The 25072-nt window shown below is 63.6% G+C and carries 25 protein-coding genes; 8 read left to right on the top strand and 17 right to left on the bottom strand.

The window, feature by feature from the left end; all coding sequences use genetic code 11:
- Positions 1-46 precede the first annotated feature (46 nt).
- Genes CGK93_RS20425 through uriH form a run of 3 tightly spaced genes read right to left on the bottom strand, consistent with a single transcriptional unit; the run spans position 47 to position 3471 of the window.
- Positions 47-1003 (bottom strand): ribokinase, encoded by a 957-nt coding sequence (locus CGK93_RS20425; RefSeq protein ID WP_089596394.1) that lies wholly within the window; start codon positions 1001-1003, stop codon positions 47-49.
- A complete protein-coding gene (gene uriT, locus CGK93_RS20420; protein ID WP_089596393.1) occupies positions 1000-2445 on the bottom strand; it encodes a uridine transporter UriT in 1446 nt (481 codons plus the stop codon). The genes CGK93_RS20425 and uriT overlap by 4 nt, the downstream gene beginning before the upstream one ends.
- The gene (uriH, locus tag CGK93_RS20415; protein WP_089597655.1) at positions 2446-3471 is read right to left on the bottom strand and encodes a uridine-preferring nucleoside hydrolase UriH; all 1026 of its coding nucleotides are present in this window, start codon (positions 3469-3471) and stop codon (positions 2446-2448) included.
- A 211-nt stretch (positions 3472-3682) separates the two neighbouring features.
- On the opposite strand from uriH, the gene CGK93_RS20410 reads away from it, so the two are divergent.
- Entirely contained in the window at positions 3683-4720 is a 1038-nt protein-coding gene (locus CGK93_RS20410; protein ID WP_089596392.1) for a LacI family DNA-binding transcriptional regulator, read from the top strand.
- Here the strand turns inward: CGK93_RS20410 and CGK93_RS20405 are convergent.
- The gene (locus CGK93_RS20405; protein ID WP_089596391.1) at positions 4717-5073 is read right to left on the bottom strand and encodes a hypothetical protein; all 357 of its coding nucleotides are present in this window, start codon (positions 5071-5073) and stop codon (positions 4717-4719) included. The genes CGK93_RS20410 and CGK93_RS20405 overlap by 4 nt on opposite strands.
- 35 nt (positions 5074-5108) lie before the next feature.
- The gene (locus CGK93_RS20400; RefSeq protein ID WP_089596390.1) at positions 5109-5732 is read right to left on the bottom strand and encodes a LysE family transporter; all 624 of its coding nucleotides are present in this window, start codon (positions 5730-5732) and stop codon (positions 5109-5111) included.
- A 157-nt stretch (positions 5733-5889) separates the two neighbouring features.
- Between CGK93_RS20400 and CGK93_RS20395 the strand changes: the two genes are divergently transcribed.
- A complete protein-coding gene (locus tag CGK93_RS20395; protein ID WP_442857001.1) occupies positions 5890-6963 on the top strand; it encodes a DNA polymerase IV in 1074 nt (357 codons plus the stop codon).
- A gap of 29 nt (positions 6964-6992) precedes the next feature.
- On the opposite strand, the gene CGK93_RS20390 is transcribed toward CGK93_RS20395, so the two are convergent.
- From CGK93_RS20390 to CGK93_RS20370, 5 genes are all read right to left on the bottom strand, one after another.
- Positions 6993-7976, bottom strand: a complete 984-nt coding sequence (locus CGK93_RS20390) for an aldo/keto reductase (RefSeq protein WP_089596389.1) — start codon at positions 7974-7976, stop codon at positions 6993-6995.
- Between the two features lie 18 nt (positions 7977-7994).
- Positions 7995-9215 carry an RNA polymerase sigma factor gene (locus tag CGK93_RS20385; RefSeq protein WP_198318280.1) on the bottom strand — a complete coding sequence of 407 codons (1221 nt, stop codon included), beginning with the start codon at positions 9213-9215 and terminating at the stop codon, positions 7995-7997.
- A 3-nt stretch (positions 9216-9218) separates the two neighbouring features.
- Complete coding sequence (locus CGK93_RS20380) at positions 9219-9578, bottom strand: YciI family protein (protein ID WP_089596388.1); 360 nt, start codon at positions 9576-9578, stop codon at positions 9219-9221.
- 104 nt (positions 9579-9682) lie between these two features.
- On the bottom strand, positions 9683-10498 hold the full coding sequence (locus CGK93_RS20375; RefSeq protein WP_089596387.1) for a methyltransferase domain-containing protein: 816 nt from the start codon (positions 10496-10498) through the stop codon (positions 9683-9685).
- A gap of 29 nt (positions 10499-10527) precedes the next feature.
- Positions 10528-11034, bottom strand: coding sequence for a MarR family winged helix-turn-helix transcriptional regulator (locus CGK93_RS20370; RefSeq protein WP_089596386.1), 507 nt, complete (start codon positions 11032-11034; stop codon positions 10528-10530).
- 166 nt (positions 11035-11200) lie between these two features.
- On the opposite strand from CGK93_RS20370, the gene CGK93_RS20365 reads away from it, so the two are divergent.
- Positions 11201-13375 (top strand): MMPL family transporter, encoded by a 2175-nt coding sequence (locus CGK93_RS20365; protein ID WP_089596385.1) that lies wholly within the window; start codon positions 11201-11203, stop codon positions 13373-13375.
- A gap of 129 nt (positions 13376-13504) precedes the next feature.
- Here CGK93_RS20365 and CGK93_RS20355 read toward each other — a convergent pair whose 3' ends face one another.
- The gene (locus CGK93_RS20355) at positions 13505-14320 is read right to left on the bottom strand and encodes a hypothetical protein (RefSeq protein ID WP_232481431.1); all 816 of its coding nucleotides are present in this window, start codon (positions 14318-14320) and stop codon (positions 13505-13507) included.
- A 29-nt stretch (positions 14321-14349) separates the two neighbouring features.
- Positions 14350-15207, bottom strand: a complete 858-nt coding sequence (locus CGK93_RS20350; protein WP_089597647.1) for a prephenate dehydratase — start codon at positions 15205-15207, stop codon at positions 14350-14352.
- Between the two features lie 239 nt (positions 15208-15446).
- Here CGK93_RS20350 and CGK93_RS20345 point away from each other — a divergent pair, with 239 nt between their 5' ends.
- Positions 15447-15833 carry a hypothetical protein gene (locus CGK93_RS20345; RefSeq protein ID WP_157731923.1) on the top strand — a complete coding sequence of 129 codons (387 nt, stop codon included), beginning with the start codon at positions 15447-15449 and terminating at the stop codon, positions 15831-15833.
- Between the two features lie 61 nt (positions 15834-15894).
- Here the strand turns inward: CGK93_RS20345 and CGK93_RS20340 are convergent, their stop codons facing one another.
- A complete protein-coding gene (locus tag CGK93_RS20340) occupies positions 15895-17307 on the bottom strand; it encodes an aldehyde dehydrogenase family protein (protein WP_089596383.1) in 1413 nt (470 codons plus the stop codon).
- Positions 17308-17468: 161 nt separating this feature from the next.
- Between CGK93_RS20340 and CGK93_RS20335 the strand changes: the two genes are divergently transcribed.
- Entirely contained in the window at positions 17469-18110 is a 642-nt protein-coding gene (locus CGK93_RS20335) for a LysE family translocator (RefSeq protein ID WP_089597645.1), read from the top strand.
- Here CGK93_RS20335 and CGK93_RS20330 read toward each other — a convergent pair whose 3' ends face one another.
- Positions 18111-18701, bottom strand: coding sequence for a TetR/AcrR family transcriptional regulator (locus CGK93_RS20330; protein WP_089596382.1), 591 nt, complete (start codon positions 18699-18701; stop codon positions 18111-18113). It abuts the gene before it with no gap.
- Between the two features lie 123 nt (positions 18702-18824).
- On the opposite strand from CGK93_RS20330, the gene CGK93_RS20325 reads away from it, so the two are divergent.
- On the top strand, positions 18825-20780 hold the full coding sequence (locus tag CGK93_RS20325; protein ID WP_089596381.1) for a primary-amine oxidase: 1956 nt from the start codon (positions 18825-18827) through the stop codon (positions 20778-20780).
- Positions 20781-20797: 17 nt separating this feature from the next.
- Positions 20798-21253: a hypothetical protein gene (locus CGK93_RS20320; RefSeq protein WP_089596380.1), complete on the top strand. Its 456-nt coding sequence runs from the start codon at positions 20798-20800 to the stop codon at positions 21251-21253.
- Between the two features lie 46 nt (positions 21254-21299).
- On the opposite strand, the gene CGK93_RS20315 is transcribed toward CGK93_RS20320, so the two are convergent.
- Positions 21300-22193: a sigma-70 family RNA polymerase sigma factor gene (locus tag CGK93_RS20315; RefSeq protein ID WP_089596379.1), complete on the bottom strand. Its 894-nt coding sequence runs from the start codon at positions 22191-22193 to the stop codon at positions 21300-21302.
- A 17-nt stretch (positions 22194-22210) separates the two neighbouring features.
- Positions 22211-22669: a carboxymuconolactone decarboxylase family protein gene (locus CGK93_RS20310; RefSeq protein ID WP_089596378.1), complete on the bottom strand. Its 459-nt coding sequence runs from the start codon at positions 22667-22669 to the stop codon at positions 22211-22213.
- Positions 22670-22762: 93 nt separating this feature from the next.
- Between CGK93_RS20310 and CGK93_RS20305 the strand changes: the two genes are divergently transcribed.
- Positions 22763-23800, top strand: a complete 1038-nt coding sequence (locus CGK93_RS20305; RefSeq protein ID WP_089596377.1) for a zinc-dependent alcohol dehydrogenase family protein — start codon at positions 22763-22765, stop codon at positions 23798-23800.
- 4 nt (positions 23801-23804) lie between these two features.
- Here the strand turns inward: CGK93_RS20305 and CGK93_RS20300 are convergent, their stop codons facing one another.
- Positions 23805-25040: a pyridoxal phosphate-dependent aminotransferase gene (locus tag CGK93_RS20300; protein ID WP_089596376.1), complete on the bottom strand. Its 1236-nt coding sequence runs from the start codon at positions 25038-25040 to the stop codon at positions 23805-23807.
- Positions 25041-25072: the final 32 nt, after the last annotated feature.

Below are 25072 nucleotides of genomic sequence, written 5' to 3'. Positions count from 1 at the left end.
AGGCTCAAAATGCGCTCAATTGCGACCCGGTGGGGTGCGGCGGGGGCTAAGCGCCCCGCAGCTGCTCGACGTCGGCGATGGTCGGGTACGCGGCCTGCGTGCCCTTCTTGGTTGCAGCCAGCGCGGCGGCAACCGAGGCGAAGGATGCGGCATCGGCAAGGGATTCCCCGGCCGCCAGGCGCGCAGCGACAGCGCCCGTGAAGGCGTCTCCCGCACCCGTAGTGTCGATCGCAGAAACACGCGTCGGGGCGATGCGGGTGATCTGGTCTTCAGCTCCACGTGCCCACGAATCCAGCACCACGGAGCCGTGTGCGCCGAGGGTCACCAGGACCCGCTGCAGACCGCGGTCCGCGAACTGGCTTCGGACCGGTTCCCACGCCTCGACGCCGGCCTGAGCGTCCGGAATGTCGGCTTCTGCGCCAAGGAACAAAGACGCCTCGTGTGCGTTGACCAACAGCACATCGCTCAACCCCGCCAAACGCTCCGGCACCTCCGCGTAAGGCGAGAGGTTGAGCAGAACGGTTGCCCCGGCGTCGTGCCCTGCTTGGGCTGCGGCGGTCACCGTATCGATTCCCACTTCCAGGCAGAGGCACACAACCGCCGCATCCTGGAAGGCGTCGGGCGTGACGTCGGAGGGCCTGAGCGTGCCATTGGCGCCGGCCGAGATGATGATGCTGTTCTCACCACTCGCGTCCACGGAAATGACGGCAACGCCGGTGGCGATGTCGGAGCGTCGGACGCGGGACACGTCCACTCCGGCGCTGGCCGTCGAATCCAGAAGCATGGTGCCGTTGGGGTCGTCGCCCACGGCGCCGACCAGGCTGACCTGACCGCCGAGCTTGCTGGCAGCCACCGCCTGGTTGGCGCTCTTGCCGCCCGGATTCACCGCGAAACCATTGCCGTGAACTGTCTCGCCGGGTTGGGGGAGACGGTCGCAGTAGATGGTGAGGTCTGCGTTCAGGGAGCCGACGACGACGATTCCAGCCTTGGGTGCGCTGGTCATGCGGTCACCTTCTGGTCCTCGGTCACTTCTGCGTCCACGGGCTTGGGGATAAGGAGCGACGCGGCGAAGGCGGCAAGTGTGATGGCGAGGCCCACCACCACAACGGTCAGGTAAGAAGCCTTGGGATCATTGAGCGAAGCTGTGGCCACCAGGACCGCCGGGAGGACCAGGAAGCTCAGCCCGGCGCCGAGGTTAAAGGCGCCCGCGTTCATGCCCGGCAGGAAGCCCGGGTTGCCCTGCGGCGAAAGGACGACGCCCAATCCGTTCAGCATGATGTTGACGGTACCGGCGTACATGATGCCCAACAAGGCCGTGCCCACGATCATCATGGGCAGGTTGTTCAGGCCGAAGAACGCGATGATGGCCAATGCCACGAGGCTGCCCAGCAGGCCGATGCGCAGGACCTTGGTGTAGCCGAGGACGGGCGCCAGGCGGCCACTGATCGGGCCGAACAGCCAACCCAGCAGGGCGTACGGGGTGAGGATGATCAGCGACATCTCGGTGGGGCCAACGCCGAAACCGGGGTCGGCAGCCTGGACCCAAGCGGGGACGATGCCGTTGATGACTGCGAAAATGCCCGTCATCGTCAGGGTGGTAGTCAGCAGCGGTGCCCAGGTAGAGCGCTGGCGCAGGTGCACGGTTTCCACCATGGGCTGCTTGGCGCGCTTCTCCACAGTCCAGAAGGCAAAAAACGCGACGACGGCAATCACCGTGAGCACGATCGCGAGAGTCAGCGTCCCGGCGTCGAAGGCTGTGGCCAACTTGGCGCCCTCGTTCAGAGCCGTCAGCAGTGCACCAACAGCGACGACGATGAAGAACACGCCCAGCCAGTCCATGGTGGTGCCCGCGGCCGGCTTGCTTTCACCGGCAAGGACGGCGATCAGGACGGTGGCTACCAAGGCCAGTGCAACCATGAGCCAGAAGATGCTGCGGAAGCCGAAGTTCTCAGCGAAGTAGCCGCCCACAAACGAGTCGACGCCGGCCACGCCGCCGTTGACTGCCGTGATGAGGCCCATGAGCGTGCCGTACTTGCGGGGGTTGCTGACCGCTGAGCGGAGCATGATCAGGCACAGCGGAACCGTGGGGCCGCTAACGCCCTGAATGATGCGGCCCACGAAGAGCCACGTGACGTCCGGGGCCATCGCTGCGATGACCGAACCAACAGCCATCAGGAGCATCATGCCGACAAGGATCTTCTTGCGGCCCACGATGTCGCTCAGGCGCGGGAGGAACAGCGAGAAGAGCGCTGCGGCCGTGAAGAACCACGTCTGGGACAGGCCGATGGTGGCCTGGTCCGTGTTGAGTTCGTTGCCCATGGTGACCAGGGCCGGGCTGAGCATGGAGGCGTTGAGCTGGAAGGCCACACAGGCTGCCAGCAGGGCAACCATGAGGGCTGTGACGTTGCCGCGGGTGGACTTGGATTCGGTTGCGACGGAGGACATTTACTTTGCCTCTCCTGCAAGGATGGCCTCTGCGGTGGCGCTTACTTCAGCGGTGGCGGCAGCTACGGCGTCGTGCGTTGGTTCACCGATCCGTTCAATCGCATCGGTGACCAGGTCCCAGAACTTCTTGTGGTCGAGGTCGACGGCGACCGACGTGTGGCAGTCCTCGGGGGCCGGAGCGCGGAAGTCGGCAACGGTCATGCCGAGAGTGAGCTTGCCCTGAAGTTCAACGTCCACCGGGACCTTGCGGGTGGTCATGACGGTGGGGTCGATGACGTAAGCCACGGCGCAGGGGTCGTGGACCGGCGGGAAATCAAAGCCCTGGGCGTCCTTGTAGGTCTTCTGGAAGAAGTCCATGAGCTCCATGACGAACTTGGCCGGCTTGGTGCCGATTTTTGCTATGCGGTTCACCACCTCGTCCGTGGCCAGCGCCTGGTGCGTGAGATCGAGGCCGACCATCACCACGGGCCATTTTTCGTTGAAAACGATGTGTGCGGCTTCGGGGTCGATGATGATGTTGAACTCCGCCACGGCGCTCCAGTTGCCCACGTGGTAGCCGCCGCCCATGAGGACAACTTCCTTCACGCGCTCCACGATGCGCGGCTCCTTACGGGCAGCCATCGCAATGTTGGTGAGGCCCGCGGTGGGGACCAAGGTGACAGTGCCCGGCTCGTGTGCCATGACAGTTTCAATAATGAGGTCGACGGCGTGACGCGGGTCCAGCTCGATGGTGGACTCGGGCTGCTCCGGGCCGTCCATGCCGGAATCGCCGTGGATGCTGGGTGCGGTTTCGATGGTGCGGACCAAGGGGCGGTCGCAGCCGGCGGCGAAGGGGACACCAGTGATGCCGGCGATGGTGGCTACCGAGAGGGCGTTCCGGGTGACCTTTTCGAGGGTCTGATTGCCCACCACCGTTGTGACGGCCAGCAACTCGATGTCCGGATTGCCGTGCGCCAGCAGCAACGCCACGGCGTCGTCATGGCCAGGGTCGCAGTCAAGAATGATCTTCTTGCGTGCTGGTGTCATGGTGTTGGGTTCCACGGTTCTCTCCACGTCATTGGGGCCTGCCAGGTACTTGCCCGGGGCAGGGCGCTAAGCATTCAGGGGAATTCTGGCACTGCTTTGTGGGCTACGTCAAACGCTTAACGTTGTTTTGTGTCCACTGCAGTCCTCGCAACGTCAAGCGCTTGATGCCTTCTCGCAGGTCAAGACGGTATGGGACCGCTACGATCGATGCATGGAATCCCTGGATCGGCGACATGGCCGCGCGCCCCGCTCACCTCGCGTGACGGCCGCGATGGTGGCCGCCCGTGCAGGCGTTTCGACGGCGACTGTCTCCCTGGTAGCGAACGGCAAAACCCAAGGGCGCGTCTCTGAAGACAACATCTCCCGGGTCCGCTTAGCTATTTCCGAACTCGGCTACGTGGTGGACAGCATCGGCAGTTCCCTGGCCCGCGGGGTCAGTTCGATCGTCATCCTGGTGACACCGGACGTTTCCAACCCTTTCTTCGCCAACGTGATCGCAGGGGTGCGGGAATCCTTGGGCTCCCAGTACCAGCTGCTGCTTTCCGTGACCGACGCCGGTGAGTCGCCTCAGGCTGACGATGTCCGCAAACTTCTGGCACTGCGCCCCGCCGGGTTGCTGGTGGGGGCGCCCAGCGCAGAGTTCCTGGAAGATCTGTCCGCGGCCGGCCCGTTGGTCCTGTTGGATGCACCCGGCCTTGAGTCCTACGCGCCGTCCGTGAACCTTGATGTTGCCCAGGGTGCGCGGGAACTTGCCCGGCATCTGGCGTCTTCCGGCCATACCCGCGCTGCTTATGTGGATGGCGTGACGGGTACAACCACGTTCCTGTTGCGGCGCGAAGCCTTCCTGGCGGAGGCTGCTTCGTGCGGACTTTCAGTGGACCCTGGCCATGTCATCAGCACCCCGATCGACGTCGGTGCTGCCGCCGCCGCGTTCGCCGACGCCTGGCCGGAGTGGCAGCGCGAGGGGGTCACCGCCGTCGTCTGCGGTACTGACACGCACGCTTATGGCGTTCTGCAGGAAGCGCGCGTTGAGGGGGTCCGGATCCCGGAGCAGTTGGCTGTGGCAGGTTTCGATGACCTGCCCTACTCGGCCACCAGCAACCCCAGCCTCACCAGCGTGCACCTGCCGGCAACGCCCTTGGGGCGCAAGGCGGGGGAGCAGCTGCGAGGGCTCATGGAAGGCGTGCCGCTGGACGAACCACACGTGACGCTGGAGAGCTCGCTGGTGGTCCGGGGATCTACGTCTTAGCCAGGGGAGAGCGGTCGAAGCTGTGCCTCCGAGACGGGGTTCGACACCGTGAAGTAGATCTGGGGAGCGGTCATATCGCCCCAATCTTCCTTTTTCACCCTTACTGCGTCAGGTGTCACTTCCGCTATCCGCACACGCAGCCACTCGCCGTCGTCGAGGAGCAATTCGTGGGGTTCGGCGAGGTAGCGCAGGCCGAGGTCATCGAGTGTTTCCTCGGCAGTGAACCAATCCACAACGTCCGTACGTGGGCGTCCCAGCAGGTCGACTGCTACGAACCCGTCGTCAACGGGCTTCATCCACCCCACGTGCTCGCCATCGTCCGTACGTCGGTGTTCGATCCAGTCCACTTCCATGCCCACGACGGTAGCACCACGCGTGGTCGCAGTGGCTAGTGGATGACTGCCAGCAAGATGCCGACAAGGACGAACAGGCAGCCGAAGATGCGGTTCAGAATTGTCTGGCCGCGTTGGTCGTGGGTGAACCGCTGGAAGGAACGCGCAGCCAGGGCGAAGAAGAACCACATCACCAAAATGTCGATAACCAGGACTGTGGCGGTCAGCACGGCATATTGCTGAAGCAACGGCTGGTCCGGCCTGATGAACTGCGGCATGAACGCCAGGAAAAAGACGATTGCCTTGGGGTTCAGCAGATTCACCCAGATGCCTCGCTGGAACATGGACACGGCGGACTCGTTCTTTTGGCTGTCCACCTTCTCCTCGTCCAGGTCCGGCTTGCGCAGAAACTGCCGGATGCCGAGGTACACAAGGTACGCGGCGCCTGCATAGCGAATGACGTTGAAGATGACCGGCGAGTTGGAAACCAGCACGCCGACGCCCAAGGCCACAATGACGATATGGATGACCAGAGCCACCTGCTGTCCGAGAATGCCCCAGATGGAGCGTCGGAAGCCGGAATTGAGCGAGTTGCTCATGGTGAAGATGGCTCCGGCGCCGGGAGTGAAACTGATCAGGGTGCCGGCACCAACCAGGGCCAGCCAAAGTGAAAACTGCACACCTCAGCTTATGCCGGTGAGGTGGGTGGTTTGGACGCGTTGCTTCCTGACCTCTTTTGGCGGCGCCTAACCCGGAATGCACCCGGAATGGGTTGTTTTCCGAGCTCCCGCGGATCAAAGAGGGTCAGGAAGCAACGCCGTAGGGCAAACTGGTGCCGTGAGCGGAATCCCGTGGGTGCTGCACGTCGATCTGGACCAGTTCATTGCCGCTGTCGAGATACTCCGGCGGCCCGAGCTCGCGGGCAAACCGATCATCGTCGGTGGCCGGGGTGACCCCACGGAGCGGGCTGTGGTGTCCACCGCATCTTACGAAGCCCGGGCGTTCGGCGTCGGCTCGGGGATGCCGCTCAGGATTGCTGCCCGGAAAGTGCCCGACGCCATCATCCTGCCGGTAGATCAAGAGGCATATCTGGCGGCCTCGGACGTAGTGATGACCACGCTGCGCGCCCAGCCGGGAGCCACGGTTCAGGTGCTTGGCTGGGATGAGGCATTTGTCGGCGTCGAAACTGAGGACCCGGACGCATATGCCCGGCAGATCCAGGCCGCCGTCCTCGAGCAAACCCAGCTGCATTGCAGTGTGGGTATCGGTGATACGTTGGTCCGCGCCAAGAATGCCACGGATTTTGGCAAGCCCGCAGGAATTTTCAGGCTGACCAAGGAGAATTGGCTCGACGTCATGGGTGAAAAGCCCACCAAGGAATTGTGGGGCGTGGGGAGCAAGGTGTCCCAACGGCTGGCGAAGCACGGAATCACCACAGTGGCAGAGCTCGCCGCAACCGACCCCCAGGCCCTGGTCCCGGAGTTTGGCCCAAAGATGGGCCCTTGGTACGCGCAGTTAGGTCGCGGTGAGGGCTCCAGCGAAGTGGATGACACTCCGTGGGTGGCCCGGGCACATGGCCGCGAGACCACTTTCCAGCAGGACCTCACCGAGCCCACCCAGATCAGCGACGCCATCAAGGAACTGACCGCCCACGTCCTGGAAGACGTCGCAGCGGAGGGACGCCCCGTGATCGGACTGACCCTGAAAGTCCGCTACGCACCGTTCTTCACCAAGACCTACGCCAGGAAGATTCCCGAGACTTTCGACAGGGAAGAAGTCCTCGCGCAGGCCTTGGACCTCACAGGAAAAATGGAGCCGGACCGTCCCATCCGGCTCCTCGGATTGCGTGCAGAAATGTCCATGCCTGAGGAAGCCCGTAAGGGACACACACCGACGCGCAGCGGCTGGTAACAGCAGAACGCCCGACGGCGGCCCGTCAACTACCAGCGCGGGTGGATCGCTTCGCGGAAGTAACGGTCGTAGATGTCCCGCACCCCGTCAGCCAGGCCTGCCCCAACAGCCTGCAGCCCACCCGCTTCGGCATTTGCCGCTGCCTGCGAAGCAGAACGCGCACCGGGAATGACCGATGTGACGCCGTCCTGGGCGATGACCCAGGCGAGAGCCGCTTGGACGGTGCTGACGCCGTCGGGCACTAATCCGCTGAACTCCTGCGCAGCCTTGACGCCAGTGGCGAAATCGACGCCGGAGAAGGTCTCGCCGACGTCGAAGGATGAACCGTCGCGGTTGTAATTCCGGTGGTCGTTCTCAGGGAACTCGGTGTCCGGCGTGTATTTCCCGGACAGCAGACCGGACGCCAGCGGCACCCTGGCAATGATGCCAACGCCCGCTTCCTTGGCTGCGGGCAGCACCTCGTCGAGGGGTTTCAGGCGGAAGGCGTTGAGGATGATCTGCACGGAAGCGGTGTTCCCGCGCTTGATGGCTTCGAGTGCCTCATCCGTGCGCTCGACGCTGACGCCATAGTTGCGGATAGCGCCTTCGCTGACCAAGGTGTCCAGTGCGTCGTAGACTTCGTCGCTGCTGTAAACGGACGTGGGAGGGCAGTGCAATTGAACGAGGTCCAGGGTGTCCTGCTGCAGGTTGCGCCGCGAGCGGTCGGTCCAGGCCCGGAAGTTCTCCAGAGTGTAGTTCCCGTGGACTTGATCCACCCGACGGCCCATCTTGGTGGCGACCGTGATGTCCAGGTCCGGATTGGCGCGCAGGAAGCGGCCAATGAACTGCTCACTGCGGCCGTCACCGTAGACGTCTGCCGTGTCGAAGAAATTGACGCCGCCTTGTACGGAGGCTTCCAGGACGGCAAAGGCGTCTTCTTCGGTGACGGAGCCCCAGTCGGCTCCGAGTTGCCAGGTGCCCAGTCCCACGGTGGAGACGGATCGGCCGGTCTTGCCAAGTATGCGCTGTTCCATGGGTTCGACTATATGGGCTTATCGCTCGTCCAACCGCGCTACTTTCCCCATTAAGTACTTTCGTTCCGGCAGGCTTCCGGTCTTCTTGGCGGCCGAGAGGTACGCTGCGCGGGCCTCAGCGTAGGAGCCGGCCATCTCCAGTAGATGGCCTCTCACGGCGTCCAAGCGGTGGGTCCTGCCCAGCGCCGCATCCAGGCCGACCAGCAGTTCCAGTCCAGCGACGGGCCCATGAACCATGGCCACAGCTACCGCGCGATTCAGTGTGACCACGGGACTGGGTGCGACAGCGTCAAGGACTGTGTAGAGGGCTAGAATCTGCGGCCAGTCAGTCTCTTCGTCTGAGGCGGCCTCTGCGTGAACGGCAGCGATGGCCGCCTGAAGTTGATAAGGCCCGGCCGCCCCACGCCCCAGCACCGAGGACAACAGCGCGACGCCCTCCTCCAGCTGTTCCCGATTCCACAGGCTTCGGTCCTGCTCCGCCAACGGCACCGGTGTTCCATCCGGCAGAGCACGCGCCGCCCGCCGGGAATCGGTCAGCAACATCAGTGCCAGCAGGCCGACGGCCTCGAGCTCATGCGGTGCGACGGCCACCAGCAGGCGTGTCACGCGGATGGCTTCCGTGGTGAGCTCTTCGCGCTGCAGGGATGGCCCCGAGCTTGCCGCGTAGCCTTCGTTGAAGATGAGGTACAGGACGTGGAGTACGACGCCGAGCCTCGCCTTCCGCTCGGAGACCGGCGGCATGCTGAACGTGGCTCCCGCCTTGTGGATCCCCTGTTTCGCGCGGCTGATGCGCTGTCCCATGGTCGCTTCGGGGACCAGGAAAGCCGAGGCGATTTCCGCCGTCGTGAGTCCTCCAACTGCGCGAAGCGTCAAGGCGAGTTGCGATGGTGCAGACAGTGCCGGATGGCAGCACAGGAACATCAGGGTAAGGGTGTCGTCTGCTTCAGAGACTGAACCTGCTTGGAAATCGATGGCTGCGGCCCGTTCCTCCCGGAGGCGCCGGGCGCTTTCGCTGCGCCAGATGTCCACCAAACGGCGGCTTGCGACGGCCATCAACCACGCCCTCGGGTTGTCCGGCAAGGCCGATGGCCACCGCAGGGAGGCTTCAAGGAGTGCTTCCTGGACAGCGTCCTCGCACGCATCGAACTGCCCGTGGGTCCTCGCCAGCACGCCGAGGACCTGCGGCGCCAAGGTGCGCAGCAGGTCCTCGATTCGTGCTTCCGGTGAAGGTTCGGTCAAAGACTAGACCTCCGGCGGTCCGTTCGGGATGGCGCGAAGCTCAACAACCTGCGAGTACTTCACAATGCTTGAACAGATCTCCACTGCGCGCTCCTCGCTCGCAACATCGACCACCCAGTAGCCCACCAGCGATTCCTTGGACTCGGCGTAGGGGCCGTCAGTGGTGATGACGCCGTCCGGGGTCTGCTTGACGAGCTTCGCGGTGCTGCCGTCGGCCAGTCCGGCGTTGAAAACGAGCTCGCCGGACTCAGTCAGGTCCTTGTCGATCTGGATCATGAACCCGATCATTTCCTTGATCCATTCCGGATCGGCGGTCGCCATCATGCCTTCGGCCGACCCGAACATCATGATCATGTATTTCATCTCAAACTCCTTGTGAGGGGGCGCCCTTTGTAGGTGCCTTCACTCATGGGTCGGAACTGCGGTGGGCTTTTCTACATGGCTCTGGAAATTCTTTCCAAAAAGTTTCAGGCCCGCGCGATGACCTCGCCGTTGGGGATGAGGAAGTACCCGTCGTCGGTGGCTCCCCAACGGTGCCAGCCCGCGGCGATCCGGGCGAGGTCGGCTTCGTTGGCGAAACCGTACTCCAACGCTTGCTCAGCAAAGGCGGAGTGCAGCACCCTCTCGCTCCAGACCCGCGACTGCCAGGCGCGCTGCTGCGCCGTGGCGTAGAGCCAGTTGCTGCTGGTGGGAGCCACTTGGGTGAATCCAGCCTGCTGGGCCCACGAAACCAGGCGTCGGCCGGCGTCGGGTTCCGCTCCGTTGCGGCGGGCGATCTTCTGGTAGAGCTCCATCCAGTCGTCGAGCTCCGGAACTTCCGGGTACCAGCTCATGCCGTGGAAATCAGCGTCGCGCACGGCAACGATCGCACCGGGTTTGGCCACCCGGCGCATCTCGCGCAAGGCGGCAACGGGGTCGGTGAGGTGCTGGAGGACTTGGTGGGCATGGACGAGATCGAAGGATTCGTCCTCGAAATCGAGATCGTAGATGTTGCCGGTCTGGAAGGTCACGTTGTCCACGCCACGCTCAGTGGCCAGCTCGGTGGCCTGGGCGACGATATCAGGCGAACGGTCCAAACCGATCACTTGCCCGGGCGCCACCAGCCCGGCGAAATCGCAGGTGATGCTCCCGGGTCCGCACCCGACGTCGAGCACTGAAGTCCCGGCGGTGAGATGGGGAATCACAAATGCGGCCGAATTCTCGACCGTCCGTGAGGCGTGGGCCCGGACAACCGACTCGTGGTGTCCGTGGGTGTAGACATCTTCAGGCTGCTGCGCGTTCATAGGGAAACGCTACAACTTGGAAGGTGGAATCAGGTGGAACGCGTTGCCTCGGGTTGGGATGCTTCCTCGCGCGCGGCGAGGGTTGCTTCCACCATGTCCGTCATGAAGCGGGTGACAAGCTCCAGTTCCTCGGAGCTGTAGGCGGCCATGGCCTTGCCCATGCGGATGGCAAGCGGCATGAACATGGCGCTGCCGTCCCGGTAGGCCTTGGGTGTCATCTGCAGTTGAACTTGCCGGCGGTCCGTGCCGAGTCGTTCGCGCACCACGTGCCCGGAGGCATGCAGTCGATCAACCAATGCCGTGGTGGCGGGGGAGCTGAGCCGGAGTTCGGAGCGGAGAACACCCGGTGTCACCACTTTGCCGGCCGCGGAGTGGCGCATGATGACGGCGAGTGCGTTGAGGTCCGTCCGATGCATGTCGTTCCGGCCACCGGCTGCGTCAACGTAGTGGTTGGCTTCGAGGGTGAAGTCCTGGAGGAGCCGCACCAGTTCTTGGGGAGCTGCGTTTTCGGGGCGCGCGGCTGGTGTGTCCGACATATCCGCCCTCCTGCCAGCGTTTGTCTGGTGATTACTGCCTTCCGGATATTACTCCCAGCAGTGCAGGATTTTGGCATCCTGATGGGCCAACCCTTGGAATAGTTCCATCATAGAGATAATCTGTGATGGAATAAAGGCCTCAAGCATCCCCACAGAAGAAGGACTCATGAACTCGCGGAAAGTACCGTTCTGGCTGCGCTGGCTGATCCCCGTGGTGCTGGTCATCACGTGGCTCGGCATCGCCGGCATTGGCGGCCCTACCTTCGGGCGGCTGGAAGAAGTTTCCTCCAACGACCAAGCCTCGTTCCTCCCCGCAGGCGCCGAAGCCACGGAGGCGGGCGACTGGCAGGCCAAGTTCCGAGACTCCGAAGAGATCCCCGCCGTGGTCATCGTTGAGAGCGATGCTGCGTTCACCCCGGCCCAACTGGGCGAAGCAGCCCAGCTGAAAGCCGACATTGAGGCACTCAAGCTGGGGAGCGCCGTCGTCGGGCCCATCCCTTCGGAAGACGGCAAAGCCGTCCAGTTCATTGTTCCGATGGCGTCCTCCGATGAACTCCGCGAGAAAGTCCAGGAACTGCGCGACGTCGTCCAGCCCGGAGCGCCCGACGGCATGAAGGCCTTTGTCACAGGACCCGCAGGCCTGACCGCCGACCTCGTCAACGCTTTCGGCGGGATCGACGGCATCCTGCTCCTGGTTGCCTTGGGTGCTGTGTTCGTGATCCTGCTGCTGGTGTACCGCTCGGTGGTGCTGCCACTGGCGGTGCTGTTCACCTCGGTCTTTGCACTGTGTGCCGCTATTTTGCTGGTGTTCGGCATGGCCAAGGCTGGCTGGATCCAGCTCAACGGCCAGAGCCAAGGCATTCTGTCCATCCTGGTGATTGGTGCGGCTACCGACTACGCGCTGTTGTACGTGGCCCGGTTCCGGGAGGCTCTGACCCACACCGCCAACCGCACGCACGCCGTGATCACGGCATGGAAGGCGTCGTTCGAGCCGATCCTCGCTTCCGGGGCCACCGTCATCATCGCGCTGCTCTGCCTGCTGTTCTCCGATCTGAATTCCAACAAGGCGCTGGGCCCGGTGGCTGCTGCCGGCATCCTTTGCTCTTTGTTCGCTGCGCTCACGCTCCTGCCCGCGCTGATGGCTTTGCTTGGCCGGGCCGCCTTCTGGCCCTTCCGTCCCAAGCTGCTGCCCGACGACGAACGCGAACCTGAGATTGTCACCGGACTTGAGGGGCAAAAGGGTCTGTGGCGCGCCACGGGTCGTCTGGTCTCCAAGCGGCCGCGCGTTGTGTGGGTGGCTTCAGTGCTCCTGCTCCTTGCGGCCTCCACCGGCCTGATGCAGTTGAAGGCCAACGGAGTTCCGCAAACGGACGTCATTCTTTCGGCCTCCGACGCTGTGGACGGACAGGAAGCACTGGCCCGGCACTTCGACGCCGGCAGCGGCAGCCCCGCCGTCGTGGTCGCCTCGGAAGGTTCCGCCCAGCAGGTCCTGGACAAGGTCAAAGCCGCCGACGGCGTGGGTGACGCCTACCTGCTGGCTGACGGAAACGTGCCCATCACCGGTGCTCCCGGTGCTCCTGCTGACCCGGCCGTGCGTGAAGGCAGGGTCCTGATCAATGCGACGCTGAACTCGGCCGCGGACTCCATTGAAGCGGAAGAGGCGGTGAAGTCGCTGCGGGTGGCCGTCAAGGAAGTCGACGCCGACGCGTTGGTAGGTGGCGTCACGGCCACCGCCCTGGACACGAACACCACGGCGCAGCGCGACCTTGTGGTCATCATCCCGATTGTGCTGATCGTCATCCTGTTCATCCTGATGCTCCTGCTGAGATCCGTGGTGGCGCCGGTGTTGCTGGTGCTGTCCGTTGTGCTTTCCTACGGCGCCGCGATGGGTGTCTCGGCGTGGGTGTTCAACGGGGTCTTCGGATTCTCGGGTGCCGATGCCACGGTGCCGTTGTTCGGCTTCGTGTTCCTGGTGGCCCTGGGCGTGGACTACAACATCTTCCTGATGAGCCGTGTCCGCGAAGAGTCGCTGAAGCACGGGACCCGCCCGGGAATACTGCGGGGGCTGGCTGTTACTGGCGGGGTCATCACGTCCGCCGGTGTGGTGCTGGCCGCTACCTTCGCGGCCCTCGGGGTCATCCCCATCATGTTCCTGGTGCAGCTCGCCTTTATCGTGGCGTTCGGTGTGCTGCTGGATACCGTGCTGGTCCGGTCTTTGCTGGTACCTGCCCTCGCGTACGACATCGGCAGCAAGATCTGGTGGCCGAGCAAGCTGGGGCGTTCGGCTTCTGCCGACGCTGTTCAGCCTCGCGAAGAAGAGCAGGCCCCGGTGGGCCGGTAACTGTCAGTCAATGACCGGCGGGCGGCGCTCCAGCAGCAGGGTGTCGCGCCATTGTCCGGCGGCGGGTCCGGTGCTCATGCGAGCAATACGATCCGCCGCCCGACGATGGCAAAACCGGTGGCCCGATGGTCAACGGCGCCCCGCGGGCACCTTGTTCTGTTTCTGTTTGTCCTGCGAACGGCGTACCTTTTTGCGTTTACGTCGTCGTTTCTCTTGGCTGCTGAACGGTGGCCGGGGTGCACCCACAAGCGGGCCGCTCCAATAATGCCCTCCCAGGAGGACGCCGGCCAAGGCGCCGTACGTCCACACGAACGGAAGAGCCATCTGGCTGGTATTACCTCCCAAAAATGCCAGCAAAAAGAACTCCACCGGGATGACCAAAAGGAGTGCGTTCCTGGTCACGGCCGATGGTGGAAACCGGAACAATGCCCAGCCGCAGACCAAGGCGCCTGCCAAAACGGCGCCGACAGCCGCCGTCGGGCTTTGGAAGATGAAGTGACCAAGGCCGGCTCCCATCAGGACGGCCGCGCAGGATCCATTGATCATCGCCTGACGCCGGCCTCCAACGGATTCCTTGCCGGCCCCGACGGTTCCACTGGGTTTCTTCGCCGCCTGGCTTCTTTTTCCTGACCACGGGTATCCACTTGCGATTCCCCCGACGATGACACCCAAGAACCACGAGGCGGCTGCCGGAATCCCTAGATCGTCCTCAATCGACAGCGCTGAATAGGATGCCAAGGGCAATGCGCAGAGCATCAGCATGGAAGCGCGGGATGACTGGGGCAGTACTCGGAAAAGGAGAAAGGTGTAAGTCGCCCCCGGGACGAAGAACAAGGATGCCCCAAGCAAAGTGCTGTGGGCCATCCACAGAAAGACGGCCATGATGACCGCAATCATTCCGCCGTAGAGGATCCGCGGATCCCACTGCTTTGATTTCTTCTTCACGTCAGCATCCCCCCGGGATCAAGGGTAGATCAGACGGTGACGGTGTTCCGTTCCCGGTAGCCGTCCGCGGCGTAAACACCCAGGACGCGGACCTCGGTAGTGAAGAACTCCAGTTCTTCCAAGGCCCGGCGGAGACGGGCGTCTTCGGGGTGGCCTTCGACGTCGGAGAGGAACATGGTGGCAGCGAACTCGTCGCCCACCATGTAGCTTTCCAGCCGTGTCATGTTGAGGCCATTGGTCGCAAAGCCACCAAGTGCTTTGTAAAGGGCGGAGGGAACGTTGCGGACCCGGAAGACGAAACTGGTGATCGCGGGGCCCGGCAGCTCGTCCTTGGTGGGGAGCTCGCGTTCCCGGGCCAGAACAACAAAACGGGTGGTGTTGGAGGGATCGTCCTCCACCCCGGAAGCCAGGACTTCGAGACCGTACAGTCCAGCGGCGAGCGGCGGAGCCAAAGACAACTTGCGGGGATCGTTCCAGTCCCGCACCTCACGGGCTGAACCCGCAGTATCGCCGGCGATGACGGGTTTGAGGCCCGCTTCCCGGATGATCCTGCGGCACTGCCCCAGAGCGTGGATGTGGCTGTGAACTTCGGTAGCTCCCTCGATGGTGCTGCCCGGAATACCCAGAAGGTCGAAGCGGATCGGCAGGAAGTACTCGCCCACGATCTGGAGCTTGGACTGCGGGAGCAGGACGTGGATATCGGCCACACGTCCGGCAATGGAGTTCTCGATGGGAATCATGGCCAGATCGACTTCCCCGGTGGACACCAGCTCAAAGGCGTCCTCAAAGCTTGCGCACGGAACACTCTCGAGTTCGGGGAACATTTCCTTGCACGCGAGATCCGAATTGGCTCCGGGCTCACCTTGGTACGCAATCTTCTGGGCCATGATGCTCATGGTTACACGCTGAGGGTCCTGCCTCCCAACCGCGTCCACCCTGTGACTGGACAAGTGGGCGCCACCGACCCTAGGTTCGCAACAAGGATTGGGGGCGGCCGATGACGACGGCGACAGCGTTCAGAAGTAGCGCAACCAACGAACAGCGGGTTGCAAGGTTTGCGGGCACGAGCATCGGCCTGTTCACGCTCGTTTGGGCCTTCCTGCTATCAGGGTTATTGGGCGAGAACGTGCTGGCATCAGAGCCGTGGCAGCTCGCGTCCCATGGGTTGAGCCTTCTTTCAGCGCTCGCCGTCTACCTCTACTGTCGAAGGCTGGCTCACCGGACCGGCGCGTCCGGGTTGCTCTGTTTCGCAGCCGTAGCGTTCTTCGTCGCAGACGTCGCCTTGGGCTTCCTATACAGCCCGTTCTTCGGGATCGCGCTCATCGCATGGGCTGCCAGCGCCCGCCGCCCATTCCTGGCCGCAACGGGAGTGCTGGCCTTGGGAGCAGCTGTTTTTGCCAGACTGGAACCGGGGCTCGCCGCCGCCGCCGTGGGTGCATCCGGCGTGATCATTCTTGCGATCGCAGCCTGGCCAGCGTGGAGCACTGGGAAAGCAAAAGTAGGTAACAGATAACGTCACTATGAGGGCTCATTGCGACGTTATCTGTCACCTACTTGGGTAAGCGCAGCGGGGGTTAGCCGTTGATGACCTGCGGGACCCCCAAAGCCTTGAGGCCCTCGGCTCCGAACTCCAAGCCGTAGCCGGACTGCTTCGCACCGCCGAACGGGACGCGGGGATCGACGGCGCCATGCTTGTTGATCCACACAGTGCCTGCTTGGATACGGGAAGCGACTTCGCGCGCGGCATCCAGGTCTGAGGACCAGACCGAGGCGCCCAGTCCGACGTCGAGCCCGTTTGCCTTGGCGACTGCCTCATCAACGGTGCTGTATTTGATGATCGGCAGCGCCGGACCGAACTGTTCCTCGGCGACGAGCGGGTTGTCGTTGTCGATGTCCGCCACCAGCGTGGTGGGGTAGAAGTTGCCCGGCTGGTCGTGATCGGGGTTGCCGCCGATCAGCACCCGGGCGCCGGAATCGCGAGCGGCTTCAACCAGCCGGGCCACGATGTCGTACTGCTGACGGTTCTGCAGCGGACCCAGGACGTTGTTCTCATCCAGGCCGTTACCCATCGGCATGGCCGCAGCAACAGCAGTGAGCTCGGAGCATACAGCGTCGTACTGGGACTCGTGCACGTAGAGGCGCTTCAGGGCCGCGCAGGTTTGGCCGGTGTTGATGAACGCGCCCCAGAACAGGCCCTCGGCGATCGCCTTGGGGTCGGAGTCCGGCAGGACGATGCCGGCGTCGTTGCCACCGAGTTCCAGCGTGAGCCGCTTGACCGTGTCGGCCGACGATCGAATGATCGCCTTGCCCGTGGCGGTGGAACCGGTGAACATGACCTTGCCAATGGCAGGGTGCTCAGCAAGCCGGGCGCCGACGTCGCGCCCGCCGGAGACCACGGACAGCAGGCCTTCCGGCAGCTCCTGGTTGATGATCGAGGCCAGCGCCAGCACGGACAGCGGAGTGTATTCAGAAGGCTTGACCACCACGGCGTTGCCCATGCGCAGCGCTGGTGCGATCTGCCAGACGGTGATCATCATCGGCCAGTTCCACGGCCCAATGGCACCCACGACGCCGATGGGCCGGTAATGCAGTTCGGCGCGGGTTTCGCCGTCGTCCACCACGGTTTCAGGATCAAGCAGCGTGGCAGCGGTGGCGCGGAGCCAGGCGGCGCAGGCGCCGACTTCGAAGCGGGCGTTCGGACCGTTCAGCGGCTTGCCTTGCTCGCGGGAGAGCAGTTGGGCGAGTTCTTCTGCGGAGCGTTCGACGGCGTCGGCTGCTTTCATGAGCGCAGCGGACCTTGCGTTGTGGCCCAAGGCAGCCCATGCCGGCTGTGCTGCAGCGGCAGCAGCGATGGCGGCATCGAGGTCTTCTACCGTGTGAACAGGTGCTTCGCCGACAGCCTGGCCCGTTGCCGGGTCAAGGATGGTGCGGCTGTTCTGGCCGGGGGCCGGGGTGATCGAGGCCAGGAGGGCGTCGTAAGTCTCCATTGGTACTCCGCTCGGGTAGTAAGTCTTGGCGGCCAGTGAGGCACGCGGCGATGTTTCCAGTGTGGTCGGCGTCACGCGCATGGGCCTTGTCTATGCACGAACAGCCCTTGACGGGAAGCGAACGCTTTCCGAACCGGCACCCGTGCCCGATAATCGAGCTTGTGACTCTTGCTTCCCTCGCAGCCTTCGCTGGCCTCTGCCTGGTCTTGTCCGTGACGCCCGGACCGGACACGTTCCTCGTGCTGCGTATTGCGCTGAACCGTCCCAGCGCTGGAATCGCTGCGGCTGCAGGATCTGCCGTTGGCGCGATTGCCTGGGCCGCGTTGGTGGGCGTCGGTCTGGCCGCCATCCTGGAGCAGTCCGCGGAATTGTTCCGTTGGGTCAAGATCGCTGGAGGCCTGTACTTGCTGTATTTGGGCGTCTCGTCGTTCATCAAGTCCCGGAAAGCGGCCAAAGCGGGCGTCGACGGCGCCGATGCGGAGGCGCCCCTCCCGTACAGCCGGCTTTCCGCGCTGGGAGCAGGGGCATTGTCCACGTTGCTCAACCCCAAGGTGGGACTTTTCTATCTGGCCGTGGTCCCGCAGTTCATCCCGCACGGCGGCGACACCATGGGCACCTCGCTCATCCTCGGCGTCGTGGTGGCTGTCATCGCCTTCGCCTATCTTTCGATGATCGCCGTCGTCGCATTCAAGGCGATGCGGTGGCTTAAGCGCCCCAAGGTGAGCACCGTCGTCGAGCGTGTCAGCAGCGGTGTCATCGCAGGGCTGGGCGTTGGCGTAGTGGCATCCGGCGCCACCAGCTAGTTAGCCGGCAAGCAGTGCGAGGTAGTTGTCCAGCTGCCCCGCAAGATCCTGCGAGAAATGTTCGGTGGGGGACAACGCCACAACAATTTGCGCGCCGAGCATCATGTTCATCAAGTGGTCGGCGACGGCGGCGTCCCCGATGGGGGCTTTGATCTCGCCTGCCGCCCGGGCTGCCGTGCAATGAGCCGTGATGGTGGTGTGCCACTGGCTCATGGACTCGCTATGGAGGGTTGCCATGCCGGCGTCGTTGAGGGCCTTTTGCCAGAACGGGATGACGATGCGGGCTTCGTTGACGCGTTCCTCGTCCAGCGGCAGGACTTCGGCGCAGAACGCGCGGAGCGCCGTTACTCCTGAGAGCCCCTCGGTCATGGTGGCAATGCGCTGATTGGTGCGGTTGAAGACGTGGCCGAACGCCGAGGTCAGCAACAGGTCCTTGGTGGGGAAGTAGGGCTTGAGGGCGCCGTTGGCGAAGCCTGCTTCCTCGGCAATCTCGCGCATGGTGGCACCTTCCATGCCGAGCCTTGCGATGATCCGCCAGGTTGCGTCCACCAGTTCGAGGCGTCGTTGATCGTGGTCAACAATCTTTGGCACTGGAGGGGCTCCCAAAAAAATAAATGGCGGACAGGTCTTGTGACCCATCTTACGTTTTGGTTATTCTCTACACCTATAGAAAATAAATCCTGACCCATCATAGGTCCCGGACAAGAGGCAGCCATGACGCCCACAGCAACTGAGACAGCAAACCAGTACGCCCTGGCAACAGGCGCCGAAATCTCCCAGGTGCAGGGGATCCTGCAGGCCGCCGGCCACCTTGGTGGCGGACACCGGATCGCCTACCTTGGGCTGGTGGACCCTTCCCGCGGTGCCACCGGGCAGGACCGCCGCTTCCGCGTCTTCATCCACGACATCTCCGGTGGGGCGCCCACAGATGTCCTGGTTTCGGTAACCCGCGGCGAAGTCCTGTCCGCCAAGGAACTGGACACCAAGGTTTCCGGCGAACTGCCCGTGCTGGAAGAAGAATTCGAGGTTGTCGAGACGCTCCTCGCTACTGATGAGCGTTGGCTGACCGCGCTGGCAGCCCGGGACCTGAACGTTGAAAAGGTCCGCGTTGCTCCGCTGTCCGCCGGCGTCTTTGAGTACGCCGAAGAGAAAGGCCGCCGCATCCTCCGCGGTCTTGCGTTTGTGCAGAACTTCCCGGAGGACAGCGCCTGGGCCCACCCCGTGGACGGCCTGGTGGCCTACGTGGATGTGGTCAACAAGGAAGTCACCCAGGTCATCGATCTTGGGGTGATGCCCATCCCCGCGGAGCACGGGAATTACACGGATCCTGAACTGACGGGCCCGCTTCGCACGACGCAGAAGCCCATCAGCATCACCCAGCCGGAGGGCCCGAGCTTCACCGTCACGGATGGCAACCACGTGGAGTGGGAAAAGTGGAGCGTGGACGTCGGCTTCGATGTCCGCGAAGGAGTGGTCCTCCACAACCTGTCGTTCAAGGATGGCGACAAGAAGCGCCCCATCATCAACCGTGCCTCGATCGCCGAGATGGTGGTTCCCTACGGTGATCCCTCTCCCATCCGGTCCTGGCAGAACTACTTCGACACCGGCGAGTACCTCGTGGGCCAGTACGCCAACTCCCTGGAACTCGGTTGCGATTGCCTGGGTGACATCACCTACTTGAGCCCGGTCATCAGCGACGCCTTCGGCAACCCCCGGGAAATCCGTAACGGCATCTGCATGCACGAGGAAGACTGGGGCATCCTCTCCAAGCACTCCGACCTTTGGTCCGGCATCAACTACACCCGCCGCAACCGCCGGTTGGTGATCTCCTTCTTCACCACCATCGGCAACTACGACTACGGCTTCTACTGGTACCTCTACCTGGACGGCACCATCGAATTCGAAGCCAAGGCCACCGGCGTCGTGTTTACCAGCGCCTTCCCGGAGGGCGGTTCGGACAACATCTCCCAGCTCGCTCCCGGCCTCGGTGCCCCTTTCCACCAGCACCTCTTCAGCGCCCGCTTGGACATGGCCATTGATGGCTTCACCAACCGGGTGGAGGAAGAAGATGTGGTCCGCCAGGCCATGGGCGAAGGGAATGAGCGCGGCAATGCGTTCTCCCGCAAGCGCACGGTCCTGTCCCGTGAATCGGACGGCGTCCGCGAAGCCGATGCCCGCGCGGGCCGCACCTGGATCATTTCCAACCCGGAATCGAAGAACCGTCTCGGCGAGCCCGTCGGCTACAAGCTCCACGCCGAGAACCAGCCCACGTTGCTGGCCGATCCCGGCTCGTCCATTGCGAAGCGCGCGGCCTTCGCCACCAAGGACCTGTGGGTCACCCGCTACTCCGACGAGGAACGCTACCCCACGGGCGACTTCGTGAACCAGCACTCCGGCGGTGCCGGCTTACCGGCTTACGTTGCCCAGGACCGCGAGATCGACGGTCAGGACATCGTGGTGTGGCACACGTTCGGCCTCACGCACTTCCCGCGCGTGGAGGACTGGCCGATCATGCCCGTGGACACCGTCGGCTTCAAGCTGCGTCCCGAGGGCTTCTTCGATCGCAGCCCGGTCCTGGATGTGCCGGCCAACGCCTCGGGTTCGAGCTGCCACTGCGCAGCCTCTTCTGCCGATGACCAGCACGGCGAACCCGCCGGGCACTGCCACTAAAGCCGGGGGCCAACGACATGACAATCGTCGCAGGACAGGTCCGGGGCTCCGGGCCTGTCCTGCACCCCCGGATCTGCGCGGCCCTCACGGCTGTCTCTTGCCTGGTGCATCTGTGGCTCGCTGCGTCGGGACACCATCAGGCGTGGCTGGGTATCCTCATGATCGGCTTGGCGGCGGTCTGCGTCCCGTGCACGGTCCACATCTGGCGGCACAGCCGGGTCGGCGCACTCCATCAAGTGACCATCTCGGCTCTGGCGATGGTGGGGCTCCATGCTGTCCTGCTGTTGGGAGCGGGCGGTTCCGGACACGCGCACGGTGGGGGACCGGCGTCGAACGTTGTTGATACGTCCGGCGCAGCGCAACTGCTGTTGGTGATCGGACTGGAAATCACGACGGCGTTGCTCGCCGCCACGCTGGTGGCCCGCCTCCGGGGCCAAGCCACGCGTGACCGCGGGAAACCTGCCAGTTCGTAGGGAAGTTTCCCACGAACACGCAGCTTTCCGGCTACTTGGAGTCGGCTCAGAGCGAGACCCGCGTCAGCTTGTCCGGGTTGGACACCTGGCGCAGCTCGCGGATGCTGCCATCCGAGGCGGTATCGATCACCAGGATGTCGGAGCGGCCATGATGCCTGAGCACCAGGGCCGCTTCGCTGTTGACCTCGATGACCCAAGCACGTACCGGCTGCACGGGATCGAAAACCACCGCTTTGCCGAGGATGCCCGCGAAGAAGCGCGCAATCCTGGCCGCCCCGAACAGCGGGTTCATGGCGCTCTTGACCTTGCCGCCGCCGTCGGCCCAGAGAACGGCGTCCCGATCCAGCATGGCGACAACTGTGTCAATCTCACCCTGTTCAATGGCGCGTACCAGCTTCTCCAGGGCAGCGCGATCCTTGGCCCGGGGAGCGGGGGCCTCAGGATCGATCTCCAGGCGACGTTCAGCCCGTGAAATCATCTGGCGGACTGCGGCAGGGGATTTTTCCAGGATGTCGGCGATTTCCGGGGCGGACATGGCAAAGGCCCGGTGCAACACGAGCGCCGCCCTGGCCTCAGGCGCCAATTGTTCGGCCAGGTGCAGCAAGGTCAAGGACAGGAGCTCGCGGTTGGCTACGGTTTCTTCCGGAAGTTTGGACGCATCCACTGGTTCGGGCAGCCATGGCCCGGTGTACTCCTCGCGCACTGCGGCGAGTTGTCGTACCCGGTCAACAGAGCGCCGCACACACACCGTTGTCAGCCACGCCGGCCAGGAATCCACGCCCACCGCATCGGGTTTGCGTTCCCGTTGCACGGCGTCGATCGCCACCTCGGAAACCACGTCCTCCGCATGTCCGAAGTCGCCCAGCATTCTGTAAGCGATCCCCAGGAGGCGATTCCGTTCGCTCTGCCACGCCGACGTGGCTGACACCGCAAGAGTCATGCTGCCAACGCTACCTTTCAGACGATCGGGTTCTTCTCATCTACCGGCGGTTCCATCTGCGTGCTGACGGCGATCCTGTTCCACACATTGATGGTGGAGATGGCCAGAATCAGGCCACCCATCTGGCTGTCGTCGAAATGGGTGGCAGCAGCGTTCCAAATCTCGTCCGTGACTGTCTCCGGTCCCAGCTGGGTTACGGCATCCGTCAGGGCAAGTACGGCCTGTTCGCGAGCGTCGAAGAACACTTTCGAGTGCTGCCACGCAGCTACCGCGTGGAGCTTGCGGGAGGGGATCCCGCGCTTCCCGCCGTCCGTGGCATGCATGTCCACGCAGAAGCCGCATCCGTTGAGAATGGAGGCGCGGAGTTTGATCAGTTCGTACAGATCTGGATCGACCGACTTGCGGGCATAGCCTTCCAGCCCGATGACGGCGGCGTAGCCGAGCTTGTTGCTGCGACCGATATTGATGCGGGTCATGCTGACGTCCCTTCAGAGATGGTGCCTTACATCAGGGATGTCGGATACCAGGCCGAAAGTGTGACAGCGGCGGCTCATTGTTAGAGTCAGTCGATGCGCGCAGTAGTTTTTGATGAGGTCCGGACCCAGCCCGACGTCAGGGAAGTAGCCAAGCCCCAGGCTCCCGTGGGAGGCGTGGTGGTGAAAGTGCTGGCAACAGGAATGTGCCGCAGCGACTGGCACGCCTGGGCCGGCCACGACGACATCGCGATGCCCCACGTGCCGGGTCACGAGCTCGCCGGTGTCATCGACGCCGTCGGGGAAGGTGTCCAGCACTGGAAGGTGGGCGACCGCGTCACCGTGCCCTTCGTCTGCGGATGCGGCACCTGCGAATGGTGCCTGGCCGGCGACGCCCAAGTCTGCCCGGACCAGCAGCAGCCTGGTTTCACCCACTGGGGTTCCTTCGCCGAATTTGTGGCCCTGCACGCTGCAGACAGCAACCTGGTTGCCATTCCTGACAGCGTTGAATATACGACGGCGGCAAGCCTCGGCTGCCGCTTCGCCACCGCTTACCGGGCGTTGGCAGCCCGCGCGCAAGTGAAAGCCGGAGAGTGGGTCACCGTGGTTGGCGCGGGCGGTGTGGGCCTGAGCGCTGTGATGATCGCAAAGGCCATGGGCGCACGGGTCATTGCCGTGGATCGGAACCCGGAGGCCCTGGCCGTGGCTGCACGTCTGGGCGCCGAACACACTGTCCTCGCTGATGGTGCGGATATTCCGGCCGCAGTCAACGCCCTTTCCGGAGGGGGCAGCCACGTGGCGGTGGACGCCGTCGGAAGTGAACAGACCTGCGCCGACGCAATCCTCAGCCTTCGCAGGCGCGGCCGGCACGTCCAGATTGGTTTGTTGCCGTCCATCGACGGCAACCCGCAAGTGCCCATGGCGCGTGTGATCGGCTGGGAACTGGACCTCCTGGGCAGTCACGGCATGGCCGCTGTGGACTATCCTGGCATGCTGGCGCTCATTGAACAGGGTGCGCTCCAGCCGCAGATGCTCATCGAACGCACCATTGGCCTGGAAGAAGCTGCTGCACTGCTGCCCGGCTTCGACAAGGCCAACCCCGCCGGCATGACCATGGTGGACCCTGCCCTGTAAGTCCTTACTTGGGTGCGTCCGCGGGGCGGTTCCGGTAGGCGGCGAGGAAATGGTCGATCCGGCGCACTGCTTCCTCGATGTCCTCCGTAGCGGGCAGGATCACGAACCGGAAATGGTCCGGCGTGGGCCAGTTGAACGCGGTACCGTGCGAGACCAGGATTTTCTGTTCCTGCAGTAACTGGAGGACGAACTTTTCATCCGAGGCAATGGGGTAGATCTCCGGATCCAGCTTCGGAAAAAGGTACATGGCACCGGCTGCCGGAACGCAGCTGACGCCCGGGATCGCGGTGAGGAGTTTCCATGCCAGATCCCGCTGATCACGTAGCCGGCCGCCGGGACGAATGAGCGCCTCGATGCTTTGGTATCCACCCAGGCATGTTTGGATGGCGTGCTGGGCAGGGACATTGGCGCACAACCGCAGCGAGGCCAGCAGCTCCAAGGATTCCCGGTAGGCCGCGGTAGCTGTCAATGGCCCGGTGACGGCAACCCAACCGGCCCGGTATCCGGGCATGCGGTACGCCTTGGACAACCCGCTGAACGTCAGGACGCAGACGTCGTCAGCAACAGCCGCCGTATGAATATGCGGCGCGTCCACGTAACGGATCTTCTCGTAGATCTCATCCGAGAACAGGACAAGGTCATGCTTCCTGGCAAGCGCGGCGAACTGCTCCAGGATGTGCCGCGGATAGACGGCGCCGGTGGGGTTGTTCGGGTTGATGATGACAATGCCCTTGGTGCGCGGGGTGATCTTGGCTTCGACGTCGGACATGTCCGGCCACCAGTTCTCCTCCTCATCGCACAGGTAATGCACGGGGTTGCCGCCGGTGAGCGTCACGGCCGCGGTCCACAAAGGGTAGTCCGGGGCAGGGATAAGGATCTCGTCGCCGTTCTCCATGAACGCCTGCAGGGTCATGGAAATGAGCTCGCTGACGCCGTTGCCAATGAAGACATCCTCGACGCCGATGGTCATCAGTCCGCGCGTTTGGTAATACTGCGAGATGGCGGTGCGGGCTGAGAAGATGCCCTTGGAATCGCTGTACCCCTGAGCTCCGCGGAGATGGTGGATCATGTCCACCACAACAGACTCCGGCGCCTCCAGCCCAAACGGTGCTGTGTCCCCAAGGTTCATCTTGAGGATGCGATGCCCCTCGGCCTCCATGGCCTTGGCCGCTTGGAGGATGGGTCCACGGAGTTCGTAGCGGACATTCTGGAGTTTGCTGGAGTGCTGCATCGGACGCATGGTTGATCATTTCATGGGAGCGGGCTGCCCGA

Origin of the sequence: Arthrobacter sp. YN (assembly GCF_002224285.1) — a bacterium.
Taxonomy (GTDB): domain Bacteria; phylum Actinomycetota; class Actinomycetes; order Actinomycetales; family Micrococcaceae; genus Arthrobacter.
Note: the sequence above shows the minus strand (reverse complement) of the source record. Positions and strands in the feature narration are given on the sequence as shown.

Bases quoted from the DNA above. Each gene is read 5' to 3' on its own strand.
- CGK93_RS20425 (WP_089596394.1), bottom strand. From the start codon at position 1,003: ATGACCAGCGCACCCAAGGCTGGAATCGTCGTCGTCGGCTCCCTGAAC.
- CGK93_RS20365 (WP_089596385.1), top strand. From the start codon at position 11,201: ATGAACTCGCGGAAAGTACCGTTCTGGCTGCGCTGGCTGATCCCCGTG.
- CGK93_RS20325 (WP_089596381.1), top strand. From the start codon at position 18,825: ATGACGCCCACAGCAACTGAGACAGCAAACCAGTACGCCCTGGCAACA.
- CGK93_RS20375 (WP_089596387.1), bottom strand. From the start codon at position 10,498: ATGAACGCGCAGCAGCCTGAAGATGTCTACACCCACGGACACCACGAG.
- CGK93_RS20305 (WP_089596377.1), top strand. From the start codon at position 22,763: ATGCGCGCAGTAGTTTTTGATGAGGTCCGGACCCAGCCCGACGTCAGG.
- CGK93_RS20315 (WP_089596379.1), bottom strand. From the start codon at position 22,193: ATGACTCTTGCGGTGTCAGCCACGTCGGCGTGGCAGAGCGAACGGAAT.
- CGK93_RS20300 (WP_089596376.1), bottom strand. From the start codon at position 25,040: ATGCGTCCGATGCAGCACTCCAGCAAACTCCAGAATGTCCGCTACGAA.
- CGK93_RS20390 (WP_089596389.1), bottom strand. From the start codon at position 7,976: ATGGAACAGCGCATACTTGGCAAGACCGGCCGATCCGTCTCCACCGTG.
- CGK93_RS20380 (WP_089596388.1), bottom strand. From the start codon at position 9,578: ATGAAATACATGATCATGATGTTCGGGTCGGCCGAAGGCATGATGGCG.
- CGK93_RS20370 (WP_089596386.1), bottom strand. From the start codon at position 11,034: ATGTCGGACACACCAGCCGCGCGCCCCGAAAACGCAGCTCCCCAAGAA.
- uriH (WP_089597655.1), bottom strand. From the start codon at position 3,471: ATGACACCAGCACGCAAGAAGATCATTCTTGACTGCGACCCTGGCCAT.
- CGK93_RS20320 (WP_089596380.1), top strand. From the start codon at position 20,798: ATGACAATCGTCGCAGGACAGGTCCGGGGCTCCGGGCCTGTCCTGCAC.
- CGK93_RS20350 (WP_089597647.1), bottom strand. From the start codon at position 15,207: ATGGCCCAGAAGATTGCGTACCAAGGTGAGCCCGGAGCCAATTCGGAT.
- CGK93_RS20340 (WP_089596383.1), bottom strand. From the start codon at position 17,307: ATGGAGACTTACGACGCCCTCCTGGCCTCGATCACCCCGGCCCCCGGC.
- uriT (WP_089596393.1), bottom strand. From the start codon at position 2,445: ATGTCCTCCGTCGCAACCGAATCCAAGTCCACCCGCGGCAACGTCACA.
- CGK93_RS20310 (WP_089596378.1), bottom strand. From the start codon at position 22,669: ATGACCCGCATCAATATCGGTCGCAGCAACAAGCTCGGCTACGCCGCC.
- CGK93_RS20410 (WP_089596392.1), top strand. From the start codon at position 3,683: ATGGAATCCCTGGATCGGCGACATGGCCGCGCGCCCCGCTCACCTCGC.
- CGK93_RS20405 (WP_089596391.1), bottom strand. From the start codon at position 5,073: ATGGAAGTGGACTGGATCGAACACCGACGTACGGACGATGGCGAGCAC.